Raw genomic sequence first — 18420 nt, forward strand, 5'->3', positions numbered from 1 at the left:
ATGGAGCATGCCTCCGCTGTGGCGATCCTGGACGCCCACGGCACGGTGACGAGCTGGAGCGAGGGCGCCCGGCGACTGACCGGCTATCCGGCCGAGGAGGTCGTCGGCCGGGACGCACGGGACCTGCTCGCCGAGGACGTGCCGCCCGAAGCCCTGTGCGAGCCGGTGGGCACGGCTCTGCTCCGGCACCGCGACGGCTCCACCATGGCGGTGTCTCTGCGCCGCTCGCCGTTGCTGGGGGCGGCCGGAGCACCGGACGGGTTCGTGGTGAGCGCCGAGTCGTCCGAGGAGCGGACATTCCGCCTGACCGGGCAGGCTCTTCAGCAGGCGTCTCTGGCCATGTCCGTCCACGACACCCGCGAGCGCTACCTCCAGGTCAACGACACCGCGCGCCGGATGCTCGGGCTGCCGGAGGAGGACCTCATCGGGCGGCGGCTGCCGGAGATCCTGGAGGAGGCCGACGTCGACGAGTCGGGCTTCATGAGACATCTGCGGAAGGTCGCGGAAACCGGCCGGCCCGCACACTACGAGACCTTCACCCCAGCCTCCTCACGGCTCGGCGAACACGCCTGGACCATCGAGATGTGGCCGGTCCGCGACACGCTGGACGAGGTGGCCGCGGTGGCCGTGGCGGGGTTCGACAGCACCGGGCAGCACCGGGCGCGGCAGCGGCTGGATCTGCTGAACGAGGCCGCCACCGGTATCGGCACCACGCTGGACGTCGTACGCACCGCCGAGGAACTGATCGAGTTCCTCGTGCCGCGTCTCGCCGACTTCGCCAGTGTCGACCTGCTCGACTGGGTCCTGGGCGCGGAGGAACCCCTCGCGGCGCCGGCCGAGACCGTCGCACTGCGGCGCGTCGCGCACAGCGCCATCACCGAGGGCTTTCCCAGGGCTTCCGTACACCTGGGCGAGACGGACGCCTACCCGTCGTACTCGGCGCCCGCGCGGGCACTGAGGGAGGGGCGGGCGGTACTCACCGGCCCGGGCGACCCGGACTTCGACCGATGGATGCGGGTCCGCGACGAACAGGCCCCCTACAACCGCACCTACCGGGAGTGCGTCCGCTCGACCCTGGCGGTGCCGCTGATGGCCCGGGGCACCGCCCTGGGAGTCGCGGTGGCCGTCCGCGCCGCGCCCCAGCACCCGCACGTCGACGACGACACCGTCCTCGCCGAGGAGCTCGCCAGCCGGGCCGCGGTCTGCATCGACAACGCCCGCCGCTTCGCCCGCGAGCGCTCCACCGCCCTGAGCCTCCAGCGCGGCCTGCTCCCCAAGGGCCTGCCCGGGCAGGCGGTGGTCGAGGTCGCCCACCGGTACCTGCCCTCCGTGTCGGCGGCAGGCATCGGCGGCGACTGGTTCGACGTGATCCCGCTGTCCGGCAGCCGCGTCGCGCTCGTCGTCGGGGACGTCGTCGGCCACGGCATCCCGTCCACGGCGACCATGGGCCGTCTCTGCACCGCCGTCCGCACCCTCGCCGACGTCGACCTGCCCCCCGACGAACTCCTGACCCACCTCGACGACCTCGTCACCCACCTCGTGGCCGACGACTCGGGCGACAAGGTCGCGGAACTGGGGGCCACCTGCCTCTACGCCGTCTACGACCCCGTCTCCCGGTCCCTCACGCTGGCCGCGGCGGGGCACCCGGCGCCGGCCCTCGTCCTGCCCGACGGCACCACGCGGCTCATCCACATGACCGCGGGGCCGCCGCTCGGTGTCGGCGGACTGCCGTTCGAGGCGACCGAGCTGGAACTGCCCGAGGGTTCCGTCGTCGCCCTGTACACGGACGGTCTCGTCGAGGACCGCGACCGCGACGTCGACCACGCCACCGCGGAGCTGTGCCGCGCGCTGACCGCGCCCGCCAGCTCGCTCGACGCCCTGTGCGACACCGTACTCAAGGCCGTCATGCCGGAGGAGCCCAGTGACGACGTGGCGCTGCTGCTGGCCCGCACCCGCGCACTGGGCACGGACCAGATTCGTACCTGGGACATCCATCCGGACCCCGTGCACGTGGCAGCCACGCGGCGGTCCGTCGACGAACAGCTGACGGAGTGGGGACTGGACGAGGCGGCCTTCGTCACCGAACTCGTCGTCAGCGAGCTCGTCACCAACGCGATCCGGTACGGCGAGCCGCCCATCCAACTCCGCCTCATCCGCGACAGCGCCCTCATCTGCGAGGTCTCCGACGGCAGCTCCACCTCCCCGCACCTGCGCCGCGCCCACGCCTACGACGAGGGCGGCCGGGGCCTGCTGCTGGTCGCCCAGCTCACCCAACGCTGGGGCAGCCGGCAGACGGGCACCGGCAAGACCATCTGGGCCGAACAGCCCCTGCCCGCCGACTCCTGGTGACCCGAATCGGAGATTCGCCGTGGCCGGGCCGTCCCGGTGTCACCGCTGACCCGCTCGACGTCCGCGTCGGTGATCTTCCACGGGACACCAGGCCGCGACTCGTCGGACAAGCCGTCCAGACGTCCGGGCCGGCACCACCACCCTCTACGCTGCCCCAAAGGCCGCCACCGGAAATCGTCCTCGCCACACGAGGCCGGCCCACCGGGCAGTGACGGGTACGGGCGGCGGAACAGTCGATGTCGCGTGGTGAACGGTCGGCGAAAATCCGTTGCGCAGGGTTATGTCCTGAGGTACAAGCACCTTAACGTCCCCGTCATGCCTGACGTTTCCCGCCGCAAGGTCCTCGGCACCCTCGCCGGTGGAGCCGCGTTCTCCCTCCTGCCTCCCTCACTGCACCGAGCCATGGCCGCGCCGATGCCGCGCGGCGGCCTGCGTGCCGTCGAGCATGTGATCGTCCTGATGCAGGAGAACCGCTCCTTCGACAACTACTTCGGCACCCTCAAGGGAGTGCGCGGCTTCGGCGACCGTACGCCCCTGCGGCTGCCCTCGGGGGCCGGTGTCTTCCAGCAGCCGCGGCCCGGCGGTGGCGAGGTCCTGCCGTTCTCGGCCCGCCGGGCGGCCCTCGACGGGGGCCGCCCGGAGAGCGACATCCAGTACCTGGGTTCGCTCCCGCACGCCTTCCGCGACGCCGTCCAGGCCCGGGGGAACGGCTGGTGGAACGACTGGGTCGCCGCCAAGACCCAGAGCACCATGGCCTTCTACGACCGGCGTGACATTCCGCTCCAGTACGAACTGGCCGACCGCTTCACGATCTGCGACTCCTACTTCTGCTCCGTCTACGGTTCGACCAACCCCAACCGCAACTACCTGTGGACCGGCACCACCGGATACGAGCCGGACGGTGTCGACCGGGCCCTGACCAACGCCGCCTACGACCACCGCCACGCCGGATACACCTGGACGACGTATCCCGAGCGTCTGGAGGCCGCCGGCGTCGACTGGCAGATCTACCAGGAGTGGGACAACTTCACCGACAACGCGGTGGAGTACTTCCGGCCCTGGAAGGAGATCGGCCGGAAGATCCTCGCCCGGGTCGGCGGACAGTACTCCACCACAGAGCAGTTCTACGACAGCCTGTGGGGCAGGGCCCCGGAGGAGCGCGGAACCGCGCTGGCCGAGTTCCAGCGCGGTGTCGACGCGCTGACCGAGGCCGAACGCCGGCTGTTCCTGCGGGGCGCCTACCGCTCCGAGCCTGACACCCTCGTCCGGCGCATCCGGTCCGACATCGACAACGGCACGCTGCCTGCGGTCAGTTGGGTCGTCCCGACGGCAGCACTGTCCGAGCACCCCAGCAGTTCCACCCCGGCCGGCAGCGCCAACCTGGTCTACGACGTCCTCGACGCCCTCGCGAGCGACCCGGAAACCTGGTCGAAGACCGTGCTGTTCATCAACTTCGACGAGAACGACGGCTACTTCGACCACATACCCGCCCCGGTCGCGCCGCGGCCGGCCTCCGGCAACGACGACGACTGGTCCGACGGCAGCCCGGTCGGCCCCGGCCCGCGCGTGCCGATGACCATCGTGTCGCCCTGGACGGTGGGCGGCTTCGTCAGTTCCCAGGCGTTCGACCACACCTCGGTCATCCGGTTCCTGGAGAAGTGGACCGGCGTCCACGAGCCCAATATCAGCGCCTGGCGCCGCGGTGTGTTCGGCGACCTGACCGCCGCGTTCGACTTCCACCGCACCTACCGGCAGCCCGATGTCGAGCAACCGGGCCCGGTACCGGAAGCGGTCGGCCGCTGGAACCCCGTACCGCCGGGCGAGCAGTCGCTCCCGGAGCAGGAGGCCGGCACACGCCGCACACGTCCCTCCCCCTACCGGCTGTCCCTGCGCTCCGACATCACCGGCTCCGGCGTCCGCCTCCGGCTCGGCAACGAGAGCGCCGTGGCCGCCTGGTTCACCGCCTACCCCGGCGACGGCGACAGCGCCGCCCCGAGCACCTGGACGGTGCCCGCGCGCGAAGGAGCCGACCACACGGTCGAGTACGAAGCCGACGGCTACGACCTGCGGGTACACGGTCCGGGCTGGTCCGTGTGGGAGCTGCGGGGCACCGGCGTCGGCGCCGAGGCGTACCTCTCCGAACACCAGGGCGCCGGCCCCGTGAGCATCGTCTGCTCCAACCCCACCTCCCACACCCGCAGACTCCTCGTCGGCGAGTCGGTCCACTCCCACCGGCACGGCGACCGCGTGCGCGCCGTCACCCTCAGGCCCGGCGCCTCCCGCACGGTGCGGCTGCGCCTGCCGGATCACGGCTGGTACGACATCGTGGTCGTCGACCGGGACGACCCGGTCTTCCTGCGCCGCATGAGCGGCCGCCGGTCCCACGGCGGGCCCGGCGTCACCGACCCGGCGACCGGCACGGCCCCGGCTCTGGCCGCGTCCATCGCCCTGCCCGAGCCCCAGCCCACGCTGGACACGCCGTTCGCGCAGGGCAACCCGACCGACGTCGTCGTCACCGTGCGCAACGACGGCAGAGACCGGCTCGATGGGCTGTCCGCCACGCTGACGGCTCCGTCCGGGTGGACGGTCGAACGGGCCGGCGCTTCCCCCAGAACCCTCGCGGCCGGTGACTCGGCCGACGTGTCCTTCACGGTGACGCCCGCCCGGGACGCCACCACCGGCCGGCTGGTCGTCGCCGCCCACGCCCAGGGCGACGGACTGCTCAGGCTCGCCGACGCGCGAGTGCGGGTCGAGGTCGTCCCCGCCCTGAGCCTCACGCTGAGCGGTCCGGCGAGTTCACCCCGCACCGACGGCGCCGTCCTGTCTCCGGGGCGAGCGGCCACCGTGACGGCCACCGTCGTCAACGCCGCCGGCACGGCCCTCACGGGCCTGGCCGCCGTGCCGGAGCTCCCGCAGGGCTGGAAGGCCACTCCCAAGGGCACCGTGCCGACCTCGGTTCCGGCGCGTTCGCACGTCACCCTGGCCTGGGAGGTCGTCGCGCCCGTCACGGCGGCGCGCGTCGCCGACACGCTCCGGGCGACCGTCAGGGCGAAGCTGAGCGGCAGCGGTACGGTGGTGTCCGCGTCCCTGCCCGTCAGAACCGGCCCCGTCATGACCGGTCACCTCCTCGCGGAGGACTTCGAGTCCGCCGCCCCCGCGCTCGCCCCGGCCGCCGATCTCAGCCGCCCCGGCCTGCTCGGCTGGACCCGGAGCGCTCCCGAGGGCTGGACGGTCACCAACGCGCCTGACATGCCGCAGGGCACGCGGGAGTTGCAGGGCTGGACGTTCATGACCAAGCAGTTCTGGTTCCCCGCCGGGCAGAACCGCCCCGGTTTCACCCGTGCCCTCGGCGTCGTCGCCGTCACCGACCCCGACGACTGGGACGACACCGGCGGCCCCTCCGGTCGGGGCCGGTTCGACTCGACGCTGACCAGCCCGGTGGTGGCCATCCCGTCCGGCACACCCACCCTGCACCTGGGCTTCGACTCCCACTACCGGCAGGAGAGCCCGCAGGAAGCCGAGGTCACCGTCGAGTTCGACTCCGGAGACAAGGTGCGACTGCTCCACTACAGCGGCGCGACCTCCGGGAACACCAACCTGGGCCGGGACCAGGAGAACCGCCTCGTCCGGCTCTCCTGCCCCGTCCCGGCCGGGGCCGCGTCGGCGAAGGTGGCCTTCCGGATCTTCAACGCGGGCAACAACTGGTACTGGGCGATCGACAACGTCCGCCTGGGCACGGACCCGGTCACCGACGCCTGACCCGCCCGGCTCGGGCAGCCACGGCCCGGCGGGCGCACAGGCCGAGCGAGTGGGCCATCAGCGCACGCCGGGCCGCACGGCGCGGTCCGGCCGGGCCTGTCGCCGCGCCGTCGTCGGGGCGGACGGGGCCGGCCCAGGATTGGCGTGATTGCTGTGGTGGCGTCATTCGCCCCGGCCGACGGTGCGGATCTGGCCCCCGCACCGGGTATCCATCAGAGTGAGTCCTCGTACAGACCGTGGGGCGCCGGCCTCCGGCCCGTCGAGGGCGTCATCCGCAAGGCCGGCACGAGCACCGTGCCCTGACGCAGAGACGCCGTACCCCCACGACGGGAGGCCGACCATGCCCCAACCACCCGGCCCGGGCCGCACCGTGCCGTACCGGATCACCGAAGACGACGCCCGGAACACCCACCGCCGGCGCGTGCGGTCCGGCACCACCGGCGACCACGTGGACGCGGGACAGCGGTACCCGGCCCGCCTCCGAGGCGATGTGCCCGGCACCTGGCCGAGGCCGGAGTGTGTGTGATGGCCGCCCCGGCGACTGCCGACGCGTTCCTTCAGGCGCTGCGCGCCGAGGGCTTGACCGTCGTCCAGCACGGCGACTGGCGCGACCACAACCGCGACCACGCAGGGCCCTGGGGGCCCGTCCACGGCGTGATGATCCATCACACCGTGACCCGTGGCCACGACCACACCGTGGAGATCTGCCGTCGCGGGTACGACGGCCTGCCGGGGCCGCTCTGCCACGGCGTGATCTGCAAGCAGGGACACGTCCACCTGATCGGCTACGGCCGCGCCAACCACGCGGGCCTGGGCGACGACGACGTTCTCCGCGCCGTCATCGACGAGTCCGGCCCGCCGGCCGACAACGAGGCGAACACCGACGGCAACCGGCACTTCTACGGCTTCGAGTGCGAGAACCTGGGCGACGGTGACGACCCCTGGCCCGTCGTCCAGTTGGACGCCATCGAGCGCGCCGCCGCCGCTGTGTGCCGGCACCACCGATGGTCCGAGCGGTCTGTCATCGGCCACCTCGAATGGCAGCCCGGAAAGATCGACCCGCGCGGGTTCACGATGGACTCGATGCGGAACCGGATCAGGAGCAGGCTGGCCGGCGCACCCGGCCGCCCGGAGGAGGACGACGTGCCCAAGTACCTGTCGCTCGGCATGACGGACCCGCTGACCCTCCAGCCAGGCCAGTGGAGGACCATCGCCTGGAACGAGGAGTACTCCGACCAGGCCGACGATCATTTCGAGGGCGGGCAGACCTTCGCCCACAACGCCCACTACAACGGTCTTCTGACCCTCGTGGGCGAGGGGGTCGCGCGCGGCGACGAGATCCAGGTCCGTATCGCCGAGGACGAGGACGGCGGCGGCCCGACGGTCCGCACGTTCGACCCGATCGAGGTGGTCGGCACCAGCGGCGGCACCTACGGCGGCGTCCCCGTTCTGGGCGTTGTCGGCGCCGGCACGCGCGCGAAGATCCAGCTCTGCCACTTCGGCCCCACTCCGGTCACCATCACGCGGGCCGCGCTGAGGGCTCATGTCTGGCCCCTCTGATCCCGACGGGTGGCGCACTCACCGACTACGGCCACCCGCCGCGCCCGTACTCCGGCTTACGCGGCGTGGAGGAATTCACCTACCGTCGTGGTGAATTCGTCTGCCTTCTCGAAGAACATGACGTGTCCGGCGTCGATCTCGGCATAGCTGCTGTGCGGGATCGCCGCGTGGAGGACGCGGCTGTGCTCGATGGGGACGGTGGCGTCCCGCGTGCCGCCGAGGACCAGGGTCGGGGCCTGAATACGGGGCAGCAGGTGGCGGATGTCGATGCGGGTGTCGAGGTCGACGTGGCGCAGGGTGCCCGGTGTGGGCGGCATGTTGGGTATCAGCCCTTCCACCTGGTCGCGGCCGATGGTGTTGAGGAAGGCGCGGCTGAAGCCGGTCATGGTGACGCTGCGGCCGAAGGCGGCCGGATCGCTGTCGCCGAGCTGCTGCCAGAGCGTGAACAGGTTGCGCAGGTATTCGTCGCTGTCGGTGTGCGCCCAGCCGGCGACCAGGATGAGCCGCTGTACGAGGTCGGGCCGCAGCGCGGCCACGGCCGCGGTGACCGCGGTGCCCATGGAGAAGCCGAGCAGGTCCACGGGGCCCGCGCCGGTGTCCTCGATGACGGCGATCACCTGTGCGGCGAGCCGATCGACGGTCAGCGGTTCGCCGGCGTCGGTGGTCTGTTCGGTGCCGGACAGGTCCGGCGTGATCACGGTGTGCGCGGCGGCGAACCGGGGGGCGATCCCGCCCCAGGTGAGCCCGGCTCCCGCGGAGCCGGTGCCGTGCACGAGGACCAGCCTGGGACCGGTGCCGGTGATCTCGTAGTGGACGCGGGCGTCGGCGACGGTGACGATGGCCATGGTGGGGTCTCCTCGACTGGGAAGGATGGTCACCACGAGGCCGGGTGCTCCGGCCTCGCGGTGTCATCACCGTGCCGCTGAACGGGCAGGGGCGGCAGTGACCTGCTCATGCTGGGATCGGCGGTCCCTGGTTCGGCTCGGCCCACTCGTGCAGGATGACGCTCATGCCGATCAACCGTCGTGAACTCGCCGACTTTCTGCGCAGCCGAAGGGAACGGGTGCGCCCGCAGGATGTGGGGCTGACACCAGGCGCTCGGCGGCGGACACCGGGGCTCAGGCGGGAGGAAGTCGTTCAGCTGGCCGGGATGTCGGCCGACTACTACATCCGCTTGGAGCAGGCGCGCGGGCCGCAGCCCTCCCCGTCCATGCTGGCCGCGCTCGCCCGCGCCCTGCGTCTGTCCGCGGACGAGCGGGACCACCTCCACGTGCTGGCGGGCCACCCGCCGCCTGCCGCCCGCACCGGCGCCGGCCAGGTCGGTCCGGGCCTGCTGCACCTGCTCGACCAGTTGCCCCACACCCCGGCCCAGGTGCTGAGCGATCTCGGTGACGTCCTCGCCCAGAACCCCATCGCCGAGGCTCTGTTCGGCGGGGTGTGCACAGTCTCCGAGCACGGCCGCAACGTCGTCTGGCGCTGGTTCACCTCCCCCGGCGTCCGGGCCGCCTACCCGCCGGGGGAGCACCACCACTACAGCCGGCTGCACGTTGCCGATCTGCGGGCCGCGGTGACACGGCGCGGCACGGACGCCGCGGCGACCCGGCTCCTGGAGCGCCTGCGCGCGGCCAGCGAGGAGTTTCGCGAGCTGTGGGAACTGCACGAGGTCGCGGTGCGCAGGCACACCCGGATGCGGGTCCTCCACGACGAGCTCGGTGCCCTCGACCTCGACTGCCAGGTGCTGCTGGCTCCCGAGGGCGACCACCGCCTCGCCCTGCACACCCCGCCGCCCGGCAGCGACACGGCCGGCCGCCTGGCGCTCCTTCAGGTCATCGGCACCGAACGGTTCAGCGAAGCCGGTCCCGACGGGAGTTGAGGCACGCGCCCGTCCCGCCTCTGTCCCCACTTCGGATCCGCTCGAGAACGCGTCCCGAGTGGGGGAGCGCACCATTATGAGGGCTGTGCAGGCGTCGACGCGGACGCGGCGTCGGCTCGCGGCTCGGGAGCGGCACTGATCGAAGCTCGCCAGCGGCCGGCACCGGGTGGGCCGATCCGGGTCAGATCGTGCCCCCCGGGTCGACAACACCAGTTTCGAAGGCCAGTACGACCGCCTGGGTGCGGTTGCCGACGCCCAGCTTGGCCAGCACGTTGCCCACATGGGTCTTCACGGTCTCCAGGCTCAGCACCAGTTGGGCAGCGATGTCCTGGTTGGACAGCCCCCGTGCCATGAGCCGCAGTGTCTCGGTCTCACGACCGGTGAGCGCGGCGATCACGGAGGCGTCCCGTCGTACGGGTCGGTAGGCGGCCATCCGGCGGACCGCGTCGGGGAACAGCACGGAGTCACCGGCCGTCACCAACCGGATGGCGTGCGCGATCTGTTGTACTGGGGCCCGCTTGCGGATGAACCCGCTGGCGCCGGCCCGCAGAGCGTCCCAGACGTACTCGTCGTTCTCGAACGTGGTGATCACCACGACCTTCGGCGGATCGGGCAGCGCCCGCAGTCGCCGGGTGGCTTCGATCCCGTTCACTCGCGGCATCCGCACATCCATCAGCACCACGTCCGGCCGCAGCCGGTTCACCGCGGCGACCACCTCGGCGCCGTCGCCGGCCTCGCCCACCACGTCCAGGTCGGGCTTGGCCGACAGCAGGGTCCGCAGGCCGGTCCGGGTCAGCTCGTCGTCGTCCACGACGAGTACGGTCACGGGCGGATCGGCGTACTGGCCCGGCGTGTTGGAGGCGTTCATGACCCCGACCGTAGCGGTATCCGGACCAGGAGCCGCCAGAGTGCTTCCCTCGCGTCCCCGCCGGCGGTGTCCACCACCCCCGCGCGTGTCTCCCCCCGGAGCAGCCGCACTCGATCCTTGATCCCCTCCACACCACGGCCCCCGGGCCGCTGCCGGACAGGTGCCCCCGTACCCACCGGATTGGTCAGCTCCACCTCCAGCCATCCGTCCCGCACGGTCGTCCGCAGCCGGATCCCGCCCCTCCCACCGTGCCGCATGGCATTGGTGAGCCCTTCCTGGACGATGCGGTACGCCTCCCGCGACACCGTGGCCGGCACTCGGGCCAGGTCGCCCCGGATCTCCACCGCCAACTCCGCGCCCGTTCCGCGGACTCCCTCCACCAGCGGGTCCAGGTCCGCGAGGGTCGGGCGGGGCGCTGTGGACGGCCGCTCCTCCCGCAGCATCCCGAGAACATGGTCGAGATCGTCCATGGCGGCCCGAGAGGTCTCCTCGATGCTGTTCAGAGCGCGCCTGGCCCCGGCCGGGTCGGTGCCCATCAGCTCCACTGCCACGGCCGCCTGGATCGTGGACGCCGTCAGGGTGTGGCCGATCGAGTCGTGCAACTCCTGAGCCAGCCGGTTCTGCTGAGCCAGCAGGTTCATCCGCTCCTCGGCGGCGGCCAGCCGCTCGCCGAGCCGGTGGCCGAGGAACACCGGCGCGAGCGCCCGCAGCACGGCCGCGCCGCCGAGGGTGCCCGCGACCGCCAGTGCCAGACATCCCACGGCCGGCAGCAACGCCCACGCTCCCCGCCAGCCCTCCCCGATCCGCAGCGACAGCCCGAACACGGCCATGCGTTCCTCACCGCCCAGCCAGACCGAGGGAAACGCGACCGCTCCCAACGCGGCCACGAACGAGACCGCCGTCACCGCCCCACCGAGCACCATGTGCAGCACCAGCCACACCGATGTGCGCGACCGGTCGACCCAGTGCCGCCCCGTCGTGTCCACCGGCGCGGGCAGGCCGGCCCTCAGCAGCCCATTGGCCAGCCGCACGCTCACACGCCTGGCCGTCACAGGAGCGCCCATGACCACGGTCATCAGGGCGAACGCGAGCACGAAGCCCAGCACACGGAGTTCCACCGGCCATTTCGGCGGTGCGAACAGTACCGCCGCCGTCAGCGGCGGAAGGCTCATGACCGCTCCCAGGGCCGCGTAGGTCCAGTCCCGGAACACAGTCCCGCGAGAAAGCGGGCGAATTGATTTGGGCACGGTCGGACCGTACCTCCGTGCCACGGCCGGCCGCCTCCCCCGAAAGTGCCAGAACGCCTCCCGAGAACGGGGGAACCGTAATTCGCTCCTGGTGGCGATATGCGCCCTGCTGCCGAAGGTGAGGATGGGGACCACGAACTCCGAAGCGGTCGCCGCGATTGCGGAAGTCGAAAGGTGAATACGTTCATGCTCTCCAATATTGCGAAACCTGCCGCCCGTAAAGGCGTGGCAGCCTTCCTTGTCATTTCCTTCGCCGGAACCTGGCTGTGGTTGCTGTTCGCCCGGGCGGTCCTTGGACTGTCCCCGTTGAACCCCCTCCTGCAACTTCCCGGCTTCTGCGTGCCCGGCATTGCCGCAGTGGTCGTCCGCCGCTGGATCACGAAGGAGGGTTTTGCCGACGCGGGACTGGGACTGCGCCTCAAGGCCGCCTGGCGCTACTACGCCGTGGCCTGGCTGGGGCCGCCGCTCATCGCAGCCTGCACCCTCGTTCTCGCCGCGGCGGTGGGCCTGTGGGAACCGGATCTGACCGGCCCGGGCGGGATGCCCGGAACGGACGAGCTGGTCTCCGTCCTCGGTCTCATGGTGGTGGCCCTGATCCTCACCCCCCTCTACGCGGGCGAGGAATTCGGTTGGACCAGCTATCTCAGGCCCCGGATTTTCGACGGCCGCACGGTGCCGTCCGTCATCGCCACGGGCTTCATCTGGGCGGTATGGCACTTTCCGCTGGCCTTCATCGGCTACGTCGAATTCCCGAACGTGGTATTTGGCCTGGTCATGTGGACGCTTTCCTTCCAGCTCCAGGAAATAATGCTCATGTGGCTGTACCAGCGCAGCGGCAGCGTCTGGGTCGCGAGCCTGGCCCACGCGGGGAACAACATGGTCCTCTTCCTGATTCTCGGCGAGATGCTGAACGAGACGGAAGGCCTGGGCGCGGCCGCCCCCATGGTGCTGTCCCTCGTTCCCATGGCCGCCATCTGCCTGTGGATCGTGGGCAGCCGGAGGCTGACACACGAGCGCCGGATCCCGGAGCCGTTGGTCACACGGCAGGGTGGCGAAACGGGCTGAACCGACCGCGGACGCGCCTCACCGGTGGTGGCCGCCGCCTCCTGCGAGGCAGTCTTCCGTGCCGCTGTTCCCTTGCGCGGTCGGCTCGGCGGCGTGGTACGTTGCAAAACTTTGTCTCGATCGGAAGGAATGCCATGGACGCACCCACCCTCCACAACCAGTTCCTCAGCGACGTGCTTCCCCGGATCCAGCGGGACACACGAGTGACCGGTGTCGCCGTCGCGGGGTCAATCGCCGGTGGCCACCCCGACATCTACTCCGATGTCGACCTGATCGTGGTCATCGACGACGAGGCGTTCGACTCGGTCATGAAGGAGCGACTCACGCTGATCGGTTCCTGGGCCGAGCTCGTGGCCGGGTTCACCGGGGAGCATGTCGGCGAACCACGCCTGATCGTCACACTCGTCGGGCCGCCCCTCCTCCATGTCGACTTCAAGTTCGTGCGGGTGTCCGACTTCGCCGAGCGCGTCGAGGATCCGGACATCCTGTGGGACCGCGATGGCGGCCTGGCCGACTCGCTCGCGGAACGTCCGCCGACAACTTCGGTGCCCGACCTCCAGTGGATCGAGGACCGATTCTGGATCTGGGTGCACTACGGTGCGACGAAACTCGGCCGCGGTGAACTGTTCGAGGTCATCGGCTTTCTCGGCTACCTGCGCGAGGCGGTGCTGGGTCCCCTGGCCTCCGCACGGGTGGGTGCGGCACCTCGCGGCGTGCGCCACCTCGAATCAGTCGCACCGGATGAGGCACGGGACCTTCGGGCAACCCTGTGCGGTCACGATCGGCACGAAGCCGGTCGGGCACTTCTCGCCGGCGTCAGGCTCTACCGGCGGTGGCTCGACGACACGGGAGCGGCGATCGAACGCCACCGGCACGCCGAGAGACTCGCCGTGCGGTACCTCCACGATGTCATCGATCAGGCGAGCTGACCGAGCCCTCTCGGCGCGCACCGTTCGGCGGCCCGCAGCAGCTCCCCTTTCGCGGCGACCGCAAGACGGTCCGGCGGACGCCCGGCCGGCACGGGAGTGACGCCGCGGGATGCCACAGGGCCCCGTGCCCCCGCTGAAGGGGGCGGCGCACGGACCCGGTCACGCCCGGGGGACGAGGTCCAGTTCCGCCGGCGCGGCCGCGGCATGAGCGGCGTGGTCCGATGTACGGCTCTTGGCCAGGGCCCGGTTCAGGTGACACTTGGCGGCGTCCCGGTCGCCGCGGAGCCGTGCGGCGTGCCCCAGGCCGATCTCGGCACGGATCTCTCCCCGGTTGTAGGCGCGTTCGGCCGACACGGACAGCGCGCGCTCGTACAGTTCTCTCGCCCGCTCGGCGCGGCCGTCGTCGAGAGCGGTCTTGCCGAGCCAGGTCAGCGCCTCGACGACCTCGGTCCACAGACCGAGGTCCTCGGCCATCAAGAGGCCCTCCCGGTGCAGGCGTTCCATCCGTTCACGGTCGCCCTCGCGTTCGGCCGCGAGCGCCAGGGACCGGGTGGCCCGGAGCCGGCCCCAGCGGTCGCCGACCTCACGGAACAGCGCGTCGCCCAGTTCCGCGGATCCTTCCTGGGCCGGGGCGTGACTCGCGAGCTCGACCAGTGCCGCGGCCTCGCCCCAGCGGTCCCGGGCGGCGCGTGCGCCCGCCAGGCTCGCCTCCACCAGCTGCCGCCCCTCGCGGTGGTGGCCGCGGCCGGTCAGCCCGGTGCCGACGAACCACCGCAGCCGGGCCCTCAACACCGGATCCTCGACACCGGCGGTGAGGTCCTCGCCCGCCGGAGCCGGAGCCGGAGCCGGAGCCGGAGCCAGCGCCGCGGCGGCCTGAGATGTGCGCAGCTCGATACCGGCCAGCCAGACCCGCGCCGTCAGCCGCTCGGCCGGAGCGGCCCCGCCGTCGGCAGCCAGCGCCGTCCGGAGCGACCTGCGAGCCTCGGTGAGCCGCCCGCGCAGGAACCAGTACCACGCCAGCGCGTTCACGAGCCGTACCGCGTATCCGCCGGAGCCCTGGGCGACCGCGAGATCCAGGGCGCGGCGCAGGTTGACGGTCTCCGCGTCGAGGCGCTCCAGGCAGCACCGCTGGTCCGGGCCGCGCAGCCGCTCGCTCTCCCATTCGGCCGACTCGGTGCAGTGGCGCACGAACCGCGCGCGTACGGCGCTCTCTTCGCCCGCCTCCGCCAGTCGCTCGGCGCAGTAGGCGGCCACCGATTCGAGCAGCCGGAACCGGTTTCCCTCACGGACCACCAGGGAGCGGTCCACCAGCCGGGACAGCAGGTCGGGGATCCGCCCGGCGGGAAGGCCGTCGTCGCCGCAGACCGCCTGGGCGGACGGCATGACGCAGCCGTCGGCGTACACGACGAGGCGGCGCAGCACGGCGCGCTCGTCCGCGGTCAGCAGCTGCCAGCTCCAGTCGAGCATGCCCCGCAGCGTCCGCTGGCGGTCCGGAAGTCCGCGAACCCGGACGTCGGGCTGGGCGAACCGGTCGTCCAGGCGGGCGGCGAGCTCGTGCGGGCTCAGCGTCCGAAGACGGGACGCCACGAGTTCCAGGGCGAGCGGAATACCGTCGAGGCGACGGCAGACGGCGGAAACGGCCGCCGCGTTGTCCGCGTCGAGAAGGAAGCCGGGCGCGGCTGCCGCGGCCCGCTGCACGAACAGTTCGACGGCGCTGGACCGGGCGACCGTCCGCGGATCGGTGTGCTTCGGCAGCGCCAGCGGCGGTACCGGATGCACCACCTCGCCGGGGATGTCCAGGGCTTCCTGGCTGGTGAGCAGGAGGTGCGCCGCGGGTACGGCCGACAGCACGGCGTTGGCGAGCACGGCGACCGGCTCGACGAGATGCTCGCAGTTGTCCAGCAGGATCAGCAACTGCTTGCCGGCCACCGCCTGGCACAGCCAGCCCACCAGATCGTCCAGGTTCGGCTCCGTCGCCGCGGTGTCGCACAGGCCCAGCGTCGTGATGACTCGTTCGGCGATGTCGTCCGGCGCCGCCGAGGCGCCCAGGCCCGCCAGTTCGACGAGCCACACCCCGTCGGTGAACCGCCCGGCCGCGTCGCTCGCCGCGGCGATCGCCAGCCGTGTCTTGCCCACTCCACCGAGGCCGGTGAGGGTGACGAGGCGGGTGTTCGAGCCGGGATCCAACCGTGCCAGTACCTGATCGGACGCCTCGCGCCGGCCGATCAGGGGAGTCAGCGGGGTGGGCAGGTTCGTACGGCACGACGGCGTCCCGATCGTGGGTGGGGCCAGCTGGGGCTCCTGGCGCAGGATCGCCTCGTGCAGTGCGGAGGCTGCCGGACCGGGCGACGCCCCCAGCTCCTCGGCCAGCTCCCGCCGCAGGTCCTGGAAGCTCTGCAACGCATCGCCCTGCCGCCCTGCCCGGTACAGGGCCCGCATATGGGTCGTACGCAGCCGCTCGCGCAGCGGATGCCGTGCCACCAGCGTCCCCAGCTCCGCCGCCAGTGCCGTGTGCTCGCCCAAGGCCAGCCGTACTTCGGCATGGTCCTCGACGACGCCCAGGCGCAGCTCCTCCAGTCGGTCGATCTCCCCGCGGACGAACAGGGACTCGGCCACGTCGGCGTAGGCCGGGCCCCGCCACAACGCGAGCGCGTCCGCGAACAGGTCCGCCCTCACCGCCGGTTCCCGGTGGGCGCGGGCGCGCTCGGCCAGCTTCTGGAACCTCAGCGCGTCGACCACGTCGTCCGCGAGCAGCAGCCGGTAGCCGGCGGGCTCGCGGACCACCTGCTCCCTGCCCAGCACGCGGCGCAGCTGGGAGATCTTGGTCTGCAGCGTGTTGGTCGACCCGCCCGGAGGACTGCTTGCCCACAGGTCTTCGATCAAGCGGTCGGCCGGCACCGGTCGGCCGCCGTGGACGAGCAGATTCGCCAGCAGGGCGCGCACCTTGGCTTCGGGGACCCTGACCGGCCGCCCCTCGGCGTCCCAGACGGCCAGTGGGCCGAGCACCCCGTAACGCATGGCCGCAGTGTATCGCCGAACGACCCTCAGGAAACCGTGCGTGAGGGTCGGCACAGTGGCCTTCGCACGTTGCCGAGAATCGAGAACGCAGGGGAGTGCCATGAGCACAACGACCGTACGCGGGGCGGGCGCCCGGGAGTGGGGAGGGCTGGCCGTCCTCTCGTTGCCCACCGTGCTGCTGGGCCTCGACGTCACCGTGCTGTACCTGGCCCTCCCGTCGCTGGCCGAGGATCTGCGTCCGTCCGGCACCCAAGAGCTGTGGATCATGGACGCCTACGGTTTCCTGATCGCCGGATTCCTGCTCACCATGGGCACGCTGGGTGACCGAATCGGCCTTCGCAGGCTGCTGATGATCGGGGCCGCGGCCTTCGGGACCGTCTCGGTGCTGGCGGCCTACTCCACCAGCGCCGACATGCTCGTCGTGGCGCGTGCGGCCCTGGGGATCGCCGGTGCCACGCTGATGCCGTCCACGCTGGCCCTGATCAGCACCATGTTCGCCGACCAGCGCCAGCGTTCCTTGGCCATCGGCGTCTGGGCGACGAGCTTCGCGCTCGGCATGGCGCTCGGGCCGGTGGTCGGCGGAGTGATGCTGAACCACTTCTGGTGGGGTTCGGTCTTCCTCCTCGCGGTCCCGGTCGCGATCGTGCTGCTGGTGGCCGCACCGGCCCTGATCCCCGAGTACCGGGCGCCGCGGAGCGGCAGGTTCGACCTGCTCAGCGTCACGCTGTCGCTGATCGCGATCCTGCCGGTGGTCTACGCGGTGAAGCGGTTCGCCAAGGACGGCTTCGAGGTGCCCACGATCGCCGCCGCGCTGATCGGCGTGGTCTTCGCGGTGCTGTTCGTCCGCCGCCAGGGCGGGCTGGTGAGCCCGCTGCTGGACGTACGCCTGTTCACCGACCGGACGTTCAGCGCCGCGCTGAGCGTGCTGCTCATCGGCCTCGTCGGCGTCGGCGGCTCGATGCTGCTGATCACCCAGCAGCTCCAGTTCGTGGAGGGGCTGCCCCCCGTCGAAGCGGGCCTGTGGATGGGGCCGCCCGCGCTGATGATGCTCCTGGCGGCGATCGGGGCGCCCCTGGTCGCGCGCCGGGTGCCGCCGGGACTCGTGATGGCGGTCACCCTGGCTCTGTCCACGGTCGGGTACGTGCTGCTCGCCCTGGTGGAGTCCACGGGCGGTGTCGCCCTGATGGTGGCCGGTTTCGGCCTCGTCTACCTCGGGCTCGGGACGATCGCGGCCCTGGGCACCGACCTGGTGGTCGCGGCCGCGCCGGCGGAGAAGGCCGGCTCGGCCTCGGCGATGTCGGAGACCGTTCAGGAACTGGGCCTCGCCCTGGGCGTGGCGATCCTGGGCAGTCTGGCCACCGCGGTCTACCGCGACCAGATGGACGACGAGATCTCCGGCGACATCCCGCCGGAGGTGGCCGACGCCGCGGGTGACAGCCTCGCCGGCGCGGTCTCCTCGGCGCAGCGGATGCCCGTCGGCTTGCTCGATCTCGCCAGGGAAGCCGCCACCTCCGGGATGAACACGGCGATGGCCGTGGCCGCGGCGTGCACCGTGGTGCTCGTGTTCCTGTCCGCCGTCGTGCTGCGGCACGTCGGCGTCATCGGCGGCGACGAGCCGGAGGCCGGCGGGGACGTCCCGGCGGAACCGGCGAAGTCGGGAGTCTGACGCGGACGAGTCCGCACCCGTCGCCCCACGAGCGTGGTCGACGCCGGGCGGGCTCGGTCATCACGAAGACCTCCGGTGTGGTGGAG

11 protein-coding genes and 1 pseudogene are annotated in these 18420 nt (G+C 71.8%); 8 read left to right on the top strand and 4 right to left on the bottom strand.

The features are described 5' to 3' along the window. From QC283_RS17710 to QC283_RS39455, 4 genes and pseudogenes are all read left to right on the top strand, one after another. The gene (locus QC283_RS17710) at positions 1–2349 is read left to right on the top strand and encodes a SpoIIE family protein phosphatase (RefSeq protein WP_279562507.1); all 2349 of its coding nucleotides are present in this window, start codon (positions 1–3) and stop codon (positions 2347–2349) included. Between the two features lie 315 nt (positions 2350–2664). Continuing rightward, entirely contained in the window at positions 2665–6108 is a 3444-nt protein-coding gene (locus QC283_RS17715) for a phosphocholine-specific phospholipase C (protein ID WP_279562508.1), read from the top strand. A 340-nt stretch (positions 6109–6448) separates the two neighbouring features. After that, entirely contained in the window at positions 6449–6634 is a 186-nt protein-coding gene (locus QC283_RS17720; protein WP_279562509.1) for a hypothetical protein, read from the top strand. Then, positions 6634–7218: pseudogene (locus tag QC283_RS39455) on the top strand (N-acetylmuramoyl-L-alanine amidase); the annotation flags it as partial. The gene QC283_RS17720 and the pseudogene QC283_RS39455, both read left to right, overlap by 1 nt. A 506-nt stretch (positions 7219–7724) precedes the next feature. Here the strand turns inward: QC283_RS39455 and QC283_RS17730 are convergent. Further along, positions 7725–8513, bottom strand: a complete 789-nt coding sequence (locus tag QC283_RS17730) for an alpha/beta fold hydrolase (protein ID WP_279562511.1) — start codon at positions 8511–8513, stop codon at positions 7725–7727. A 164-nt stretch (positions 8514–8677) separates the two neighbouring features. Here QC283_RS17730 and QC283_RS17735 point away from each other — a divergent pair, with 164 nt between their 5' ends. Beyond that, entirely contained in the window at positions 8678–9541 is an 864-nt protein-coding gene (locus QC283_RS17735) for a helix-turn-helix transcriptional regulator (RefSeq protein WP_279562512.1), read from the top strand. A 181-nt stretch (positions 9542–9722) separates the two neighbouring features. On the opposite strand, the gene QC283_RS17740 is transcribed toward QC283_RS17735, so the two are convergent. Continuing rightward, entirely contained in the window at positions 9723–10409 is a 687-nt protein-coding gene (locus QC283_RS17740; RefSeq protein ID WP_279562513.1) for a response regulator transcription factor, read from the bottom strand. After that, positions 10406–11581 (bottom strand): sensor histidine kinase, encoded by a 1176-nt coding sequence (locus tag QC283_RS17745; protein WP_279562514.1) that lies wholly within the window; start codon positions 11579–11581, stop codon positions 10406–10408. The genes QC283_RS17740 and QC283_RS17745 overlap by 4 nt, the downstream gene beginning before the upstream one ends. A 261-nt stretch (positions 11582–11842) precedes the next feature. On the opposite strand from QC283_RS17745, the gene QC283_RS17750 reads away from it, so the two are divergent. Next, positions 11843–12721 carry a CPBP family intramembrane glutamic endopeptidase gene (locus QC283_RS17750; RefSeq protein WP_279562515.1) on the top strand — a complete coding sequence of 293 codons (879 nt, stop codon included), beginning with the start codon at positions 11843–11845 and terminating at the stop codon, positions 12719–12721. A gap of 134 nt (positions 12722–12855) precedes the next feature. Further along, positions 12856–13650, top strand: coding sequence for a nucleotidyltransferase domain-containing protein (locus tag QC283_RS17755; protein ID WP_279562516.1), 795 nt, complete (start codon positions 12856–12858; stop codon positions 13648–13650). Positions 13651–13809: 159 nt separating this feature from the next. Here the strand turns inward: QC283_RS17755 and QC283_RS17760 are convergent, their stop codons facing one another. Beyond that, a complete protein-coding gene (locus QC283_RS17760; RefSeq protein WP_279562517.1) occupies positions 13810–16668 on the bottom strand; it encodes a BTAD domain-containing putative transcriptional regulator in 2859 nt (952 codons plus the stop codon). A gap of 100 nt (positions 16669–16768) precedes the next feature. Between QC283_RS17760 and QC283_RS17765 the strand changes: the two genes are divergently transcribed. Then, complete coding sequence (locus QC283_RS17765) at positions 16769–18334, top strand: MFS transporter (protein WP_279562518.1); 1566 nt, start codon at positions 16769–16771, stop codon at positions 18332–18334. The last annotated feature ends 86 nt before the right edge of the window (positions 18335–18420 follow it).

The sequence above is a fragment of the Streptomyces sp. DH41 genome (genome assembly GCF_029813785.1).
Lineage (GTDB): Bacteria > Actinomycetota > Actinomycetes > Streptomycetales > Streptomycetaceae > Streptomyces.